Origin of the sequence: Massilia cavernae, assembly GCF_003590855.1 — a bacterium.
Taxonomy (GTDB): Bacteria; Pseudomonadota; Gammaproteobacteria; order Burkholderiales; family Burkholderiaceae_D; genus Telluria_A; species Telluria_A cavernae.
This window is the reverse complement of the sequence record NZ_QYUP01000181.1, coordinates 1-6,278: the sequence shown is the minus strand read 5'-3', so window position 1 is coordinate 6,278 and position 6,278 is coordinate 1. Positions and strand designations below refer to the sequence as shown.

Genomic DNA, 6,278 nt, shown 5'->3' with positions numbered 1-6,278 from the left:
TCCCACTGCGTCCCCGGCGCGATCTCGAACGGCCCCATGTCCTCGGTCACGTCCACCGTCGTGATGTTGAAAGCGAGCGAATCGAGCCTGCGCCCGACCAGGGTCGCGGGAGGCGACGGAAAGTCGCGGTGCCACGGCTGCTTCATCGCGCCCGGCCCGGGCACGTCGAACCCGGCCTCGACGATCTTGTAGTCCGGCCCGAGTACCGCCTCGCACACCGCCACCACCCAGGGGTGCGAGATGATGTCCACGAAGCCGCTCAGTCGTTCCGGATGAATCTCGACGTACCAGCGGTTCGGCCCGCGCGCGAGCGCGCCGCCTGGCTGTTTCTGCGCTTCGTCGAACAGCACGGCGATGTCGTCGCCCAGTCGCTGCACCCAGTCGCGCGGGAAGGCGCTCTTGCGGGAGATGAAGCCGTCGCCGTACAGCCCGCCCATGATAGTGGCGGTGTCGAACTGGCTGTCACGTGGAAGGGGAGTGTCCATGGTGAACTCCTTCTGCGAAGCTGCCCATTTTGCCACGCATCGGCCCCGGGGTACCGCAGAAATGACGAAACATTGCTTCGTAAAAGACGAAGTTATAAGCTTGATTTGTCACAGTTTTCCTGTCATTATCTGGGCTTGGCATAGCGCTTGTATAATGCGGTTAATTCAATCTTGCCTGTAAATATGACCAATACCACGCATTTCGGTTACAAGACCGTGTCGGAAGACGACAAGGTCAAGGAAGTCGCCAAGGTGTTCCACTCCGTCGCGTCGAAGTACGACGTGATGAACGACCTGATGTCGGCCGGCCTCCACCGCATCTGGAAGACCTTCACGATTGCCAACGCAGCAGTGCGCCCAGGCTTCAAGGTGCTCGACATTGCGGGCGGCACGGGCGACCTGTCGATGGCTTTCGCCAAGCAGGCGGGGCCGAGCGGCGAGGTATGGCACACCGATATCAACGAGTCGATGCTGCGCACGGGCCGCGACCGTCTCTTGAACAAGGGGATTGTCACCCCCACAATGCTGTGTGACGCAGAAAAATTGCCGTTCCCGGATAACTATTTCGACCGTGTCAGCGTGGCCTTTGGCCTGCGCAACATGACGCACAAGGACCAGGCGCTGGCGGAAATGCGCCGCGTGCTGAAGCCCGGCGGCAAGCTGCTGGTGCTGGAATTTTCGAAAGTCGCGGCGCCATTGCAGAAACCATATGACGTGTATTCGTTCTCGGTGCTGCCGTGGCTGGGCCAGAAGATCGCCGGCGACGCGGAAAGCTACCGTTACCTGGCCGAATCGATCCGCATGCATCCCGACCAGGAGACGCTGAAATCGATGATGCAGGACGCCGGACTTGAGCGCGTAGAATACTTTAACCTCACGGCAGGTGTGGCCGCCCTTCACACTGGTATCAAACTTTAGGAAACTACAGCAATGAAAAAACTTCTCGCTACCATGGTAATTGCCGTCATGACGATGTCGATGGTTGTCGAAGCCGACGCCCGTCCGCTCGGCGGCAAACGTTCGTTCGGCCGCCAGTCGCCTGCGGCTGCAAAACAGGCACAAACCCCGCCACCGGTACAGGCTCCAACGGCCGCACAGACCAAGCCGGCCACCGCAGGCGCGGCAGCAGCCGCAGCTCCTGCAGCCGCTGCTGCCAAGGGCGGCATGTGGAAAGGCATCCTCGGCGGCGCACTGCTGGGCCTCGGCCTGGGCGCGCTGCTGTCGCACTTCGGCCTCGGCGGCGCAGCTGCCAGCATGATCGCAGGCATCCTGATGATCGCACTGCTGGCACTGGCAGGCCTGTTCATCTGGCGCATGTTCAAGCGCAAGGACACCCCGGCCAACTCGGCGTTCGAAGGCTTCTCCAAGCCAGTGCCTGTCGGCGCCGGTGCGGGTACGCCTGAGATCGGCTCGGGCCTGCCGCGCGCTGCGTCGCAGCCTGCCTACCAGCCGGCGGCCTTCCAGCCTGCGATGCCAGCTTCGGCCGGCGCCAGCCAGCCTGCGGTGACCACCCCGTACGGCGTGCCGAGCGATTTCGACACGGCCAACTTCCTGCGCCACGCGAAATCGAGCTTCATCCGCATGCAGGCCGCATGGGACAAGGCCGACTTCAACGACCTGCGTGAATTCACCACGCCGGAAGTCTATGCCGAACTGAAGATGCAGATCCAGGAACGCGGCGACGTGGCCGAGTTCACCGACGTGGTGTCGATCGACGCCGACCTGCTGGGCATCGAGACCACCGCCGTCGACTACCTGGCGAGCGTCAGGTTCACCGGCATGATCAAGCCGGCAGCCGATGCACTGGCCGAGCCGTTCGTCGAAGTCTGGAACATGAGCAAGCCTGTCAACGGCAGCACCGGTTGGGTGCTGGCGGGTATCCAGCAGCTGTCGTAATTATTAGTTAGGAAAATACTTGCGTGGCCGGAATTGCGGCCCGCAAATGGTAAGATCGAAGCCGCCCGCTAACACCGGGCGGCTTTTGTTTTTATAGCGTGCGTACATATGGCCACCTCTTCGACACCGACAACTTCGCAGTCCGCCTTCACCGCCCCGGTCGTGAAAGCAATCAACCACCTGCTGGCGCAGGAAGCGTGGGCACGCGACGCACTCGAGCTTCACGCGGGCAAGGAAGCGCTGATCGACGCCGGCAGCGTGGCGCTGCGCATGCGCGTCACGCGCGACGGCATGGTCGAGGCCAGCCGTTCGGAAGACGCGGCCAGCGTCACCATCCGCGTCAAGCTGTCCGACCTGCCGCTGATCGCCGTCAACCGCGAGCGTGCGTTTTCGTACGTGAAGATCGAAGGCGACGCCGAGTTCGCCAACACCATCTCGCAGCTGTCGAAGGGCTTGCGCTGGGAAGCCGAGCACGACCTCGAACGCATGATGGGGCCGATCGCCGCCAGCCGCCTTGCCGAAGGCGCGCGCAGCGCGTTCGGCGCCGCCCGCACGACCCAACGCAAGGTCAGCGAAAACCTGGCCGAGTACTTCGTCGAGGAAAACCCGCTGCTGGTGCGCAAGCTGGAAGTGGAAGAGTTTGCCGACGACGTCACCCGCCTGCGCGACGATGTCGAGCGCAGCGCCAAGCGGGTCGCCCGCCTTGAACAACTGCTGGCGCAGCGCGCCGCGAAGACCGACAACCCGACCGGCGACGCCGGGAAATCCCCAACGGAAAATTAATGATCTTGAAATTCCTGCGCCTGCTTAAAATCATCCGCGTCGCCATCAAGTATGGCCTCGACGAGATTGCAATTTCCGGCTTCCAGGTTCCCCGTACCGCCAAACTCATCGACACCGTCATCTTCTGGCGCGACATCTCCGCGCCGCGCGGCGTGCGCCTGCGCATGGCGCTGGAAGAGCTGGGCCCGATTTTCGTCAAATTCGGCCAGGTGCTATCCACCCGCCGCGACCTGATGCCGTACGACATTGCCGACGAGCTGGCGCTGCTGCAGGACCGCGTGCCGCCGTTTCCGTCCGACGAGGCCATCGCCCAGATCACGCGCTCGCTGCGCGCCCACCCGGATCAATTGTTCGCCAGCTTCGAGCGCACGCCGGTCGCGTCCGCGTCGATTGCGCAGGTGCACTTCGCCACGCTGAAGGACGGCAAGGAAATCGCGGTCAAGGTGCTGCGCCCCGGCATGAAGCGCCTGATCGACGAGGACGTGGCGCTGATGCACATCGCGGTCGACCTGCTGACCCGCGTCTGGTCCGAAAGCAAGCGGCTGAAACCGAAGGAAGTGGTGGCCGAGTTCGACAAGTACCTGCATGACGAGCTCGACCTGATGCGCGAGGCCGCCAATGCCAGCCAGCTGCGCCGCAACTTCGCCAACTCGACCTTGCTGATGGTGCCGGAAATGTACTGGGACTATTGCTCCACCGACGTGATCGTCATGGAGCGCATGCACGGCATCCCGGTGTCGCAGATCGACCGCCTGGCGGCCGAGGGCGTCGACCTCAAGAAGCTGTCGCGCGACGGCGTCGAGATTTTCTTCACCCAGGTATTCCGCGACGGCTTCTTCCACGCCGACATGCATCCCGGGAACATCCTGGTATCGATCGAGCCGAAGACCTTCGGGCGCTACATCGCGCTCGATTTCGGCATCGTCGGCACGCTGAACGACTTCGACAAGGACTACCTGTCGCAGAACTTCCTGGCCTTCTTCCGGCGCGACTACAAGCGCGTGGCCGAAGCCCACATCGAGTCCGGCTGGGCGCCGCGCGAAACGCGGGTGGACGAACTGGAGTCGGCGGTGCGCGCCTGCTGCGAGCCGATCTTCGACCGGCCGCTGAAGGACATCTCGTTCGGCCAGATTTTGCTGCGCCTGTTCCAGACCTCGCGCCGCTTCAACGTCGAAGTGCAGCCGCAACTGGTGCTGCTGCAAAAGACACTGCTGAACATCGAAGGCCTGGGCCGCCAGCTCGACCCCGACCTCGACCTGTGGAAGACCGCCAAGCCCTACCTCGAACGCTGGATGGCCGAGCAGGTAGGCTTGCAAGGCATGTGGGAGCGCATCAAGGCCGAAGCGCCGGGCTATACCCACATCATCCCGCAGCTGCCGCGCATGCTGCACAAGGCGCTGCAGGCTACCGCCGAACCGCGCGGGCCGGACAACGAGCTGCTGCTGGCGCTGGTGATCGAGCAGCGCCGCACCAACCGCATGCTTGCCTTCATCGTCGTGTTCGCGGGCACGCTGGGGCTTGGGCTGGCGGGCATACAGCTTTACCTGCGGCTGTACGCGGGCGCCTGACATGCCGGAATTCGAAAGCCGCGATCCCAAGTCGCCCGCGTTCTGGGACGAACGCTTCGAGCGCGGGTTCACGCCTTGGGACAAGGGCGGGGTGCCGGAGCAGCTGCTTTCTTTCGTGGTGAAATCTCGGCCGTCCGTGGTGCTGATTCCGGGCTGCGGCGCGGCATACGAGCTGGTGCATTTCTGCGAGGCGGGATGGGATGCGGTGGCGATCGATTTTTCGCCGGCTGCGGTGGACCGGGCGAAGCAGACGGTGGGGAAGTGGCAGGACCGCGTTGTGGAGGCGGATTTCTTTGCGTACGAGCCGCATGCGGGATTGAACGTGATTTACGAGCGGGCCTTCCTGTGCGCGCTGCCGCGGGCCATGTGGCCGCAGGTGGCGCAGCGCTGGGCGCGATTGCTGCCGCCGGGTGGTGTGCTGGCGGGGTACTTCTTCTTCGACGACGTGCCGAAAGGGCCGCCGTTCGGTATCAAACGCGAAGAGCTGGATCGTTTGCTAAGCGAGGATTTCGTTTGCGTGGAGGATGCTGCGGTGCCGGATTCGATACCCGTATTCGCGGGTAAAGAGCGATGGATGGTGTGGACGCGGAAATAGAAACACGTAGGGCGGATAAGCGCAACGCGCGCATCCGCCGATTTGACCTTGAAATCAAAACGGCGGATGCGCGGCCTCGGCGGCAGCCGCGCTTATCCGCCCTACGAAGTACGTACGACTTACTTGGCTGCCGGAGCAGGAGCCGCAGCCGCCGGCGCCGCATCCTTCATCTCGATCTTCGCCTTGGCCTTCATATCCTCGAACATCTTGGTCAGGTTGGTGCGCTGGACCTGCTGCTTCAGCTGTTCCTTGACGGTCTCGAACGGAGGGAGGTTGCCCTTGCGCGAATCTTCCAGCAGGATCACGTGGTAGCCGAACTGGGTCTTGACCGGGGTTTCGGTGAACTTGCCTTTTTCCAGCTTGCCTACAGCGGCGCCGAATTCAGGCACCATGCTGCGCGGATCGAACCAGCCCAGGTCGCCGCCGTTGACCTTCGAGCCCGGATCCATCGACTTCTCCTTGGCCAGCGCCGCGAACTGCTTCACGTCCGCCTTCAGCTTGGCGACGATGTCGTTGGCTTCCGCTTCTTCCTTGACCAGGATGTGGCGCGCCTTGAACTCGCCCGACTGCGCAGCCGCCTTGTCGTATTCCGCCTTCAGCATCTCGTCGGTCACCGGGGTGTTCTTCAGGTAGTCGGCAACGAAGGCGTTGGCCAGGATCGACTGGCGCACCAGTTCCAGCTGGCGCTGGGTGTCAGGCTGCTTGTCGATGCCTTTCTTGACCGCTTCGGCCGACACCAGGTGCTGCATCGCCAGGTTGTCGATGATCGCCTTGCGCAGCTCCGGGCTGTCAGGCTGGCCTTGCGCGGTGCGCTCGCGCACCATCAGTTCCACGGTGCTGGCAGGGATCGCGACGCCGTTGACGGTAGCCGCAACCGGCTCTTTGCCCGTCACGCCAGGCGACGACTTGATCGCGTCCTTCGAATCGCACGCGGTGAGGGCCAGCACGGAT

7 protein-coding genes are annotated in these 6,278 nt (G+C 63.3%); 5 read left to right on the top strand and 2 right to left on the bottom strand.

From position 1 onward, the window contains the following. The coding region (locus D3872_RS23445; protein ID WP_147373981.1) for a phytanoyl-CoA dioxygenase family protein at window positions 1-485 on the bottom strand (485 nt) is incomplete at its 3' end. A 183-nt stretch (window positions 486-668) separates the two neighbouring features. Between D3872_RS23445 and ubiE the strand changes: the two genes are divergently transcribed. The 5 genes from ubiE to D3872_RS23420 all read left to right on the top strand — a co-directional run bounded on the left by ubiE (window position 669) and on the right by D3872_RS23420 (window position 5,327). Next, the gene (ubiE, locus tag D3872_RS23440) at window positions 669-1,403 is read left to right on the top strand and encodes a bifunctional demethylmenaquinone methyltransferase/2-methoxy-6-polyprenyl-1,4-benzoquinol methylase UbiE (protein ID WP_119813032.1); all 735 of its coding nucleotides are present in this window, start codon (window positions 669-671) and stop codon (window positions 1,401-1,403) included. A 12-nt stretch (window positions 1,404-1,415) separates the two neighbouring features. Continuing rightward, window positions 1,416-2,381 carry a Tim44 domain-containing protein gene (locus D3872_RS23435; RefSeq protein WP_119813031.1) on the top strand — a complete coding sequence of 322 codons (966 nt, stop codon included), beginning with the start codon at window positions 1,416-1,418 and terminating at the stop codon, window positions 2,379-2,381. A gap of 108 nt (window positions 2,382-2,489) precedes the next feature. Further along, window positions 2,490-3,164, top strand: a complete 675-nt coding sequence (locus tag D3872_RS23430; RefSeq protein ID WP_119813030.1) for a ubiquinone biosynthesis accessory factor UbiJ — start codon at window positions 2,490-2,492, stop codon at window positions 3,162-3,164. Beyond that, window positions 3,164-4,732, top strand: a complete 1,569-nt coding sequence (gene ubiB / locus D3872_RS23425; RefSeq protein WP_119813029.1) for a ubiquinone biosynthesis regulatory protein kinase UbiB — start codon at window positions 3,164-3,166, stop codon at window positions 4,730-4,732. The genes D3872_RS23430 and ubiB overlap by 1 nt, the downstream gene beginning before the upstream one ends. 1 nt (window position 4,733) lies before the next feature. Continuing rightward, window positions 4,734-5,327: a methyltransferase gene (locus D3872_RS23420; RefSeq protein WP_119813028.1), complete on the top strand. Its 594-nt coding sequence runs from the start codon at window positions 4,734-4,736 to the stop codon at window positions 5,325-5,327. Window positions 5,328-5,446: 119 nt separating this feature from the next. Here the strand turns inward: D3872_RS23420 and D3872_RS23415 are convergent. Continuing rightward, the coding region (locus tag D3872_RS23415) for a peptidylprolyl isomerase (protein ID WP_229459496.1) at window positions 5,447-6,278 on the bottom strand (832 nt) is incomplete at its 5' end.

Coding starts and splice junctions, on each gene's coding strand:
- ubiB (WP_119813029.1), top strand. CDS start 3,164: ATGATCTTGAAATTCCTGCGCCTGCTTAAAATCATCCGCGTCGCCATC.
- D3872_RS23435 (WP_119813031.1), top strand. CDS start 1,416: ATGAAAAAACTTCTCGCTACCATGGTAATTGCCGTCATGACGATGTCG.
- D3872_RS23420 (WP_119813028.1), top strand. CDS start 4,734: ATGCCGGAATTCGAAAGCCGCGATCCCAAGTCGCCCGCGTTCTGGGAC.
- D3872_RS23430 (WP_119813030.1), top strand. CDS start 2,490: ATGGCCACCTCTTCGACACCGACAACTTCGCAGTCCGCCTTCACCGCC.
- ubiE (WP_119813032.1), top strand. CDS start 669: ATGACCAATACCACGCATTTCGGTTACAAGACCGTGTCGGAAGACGAC.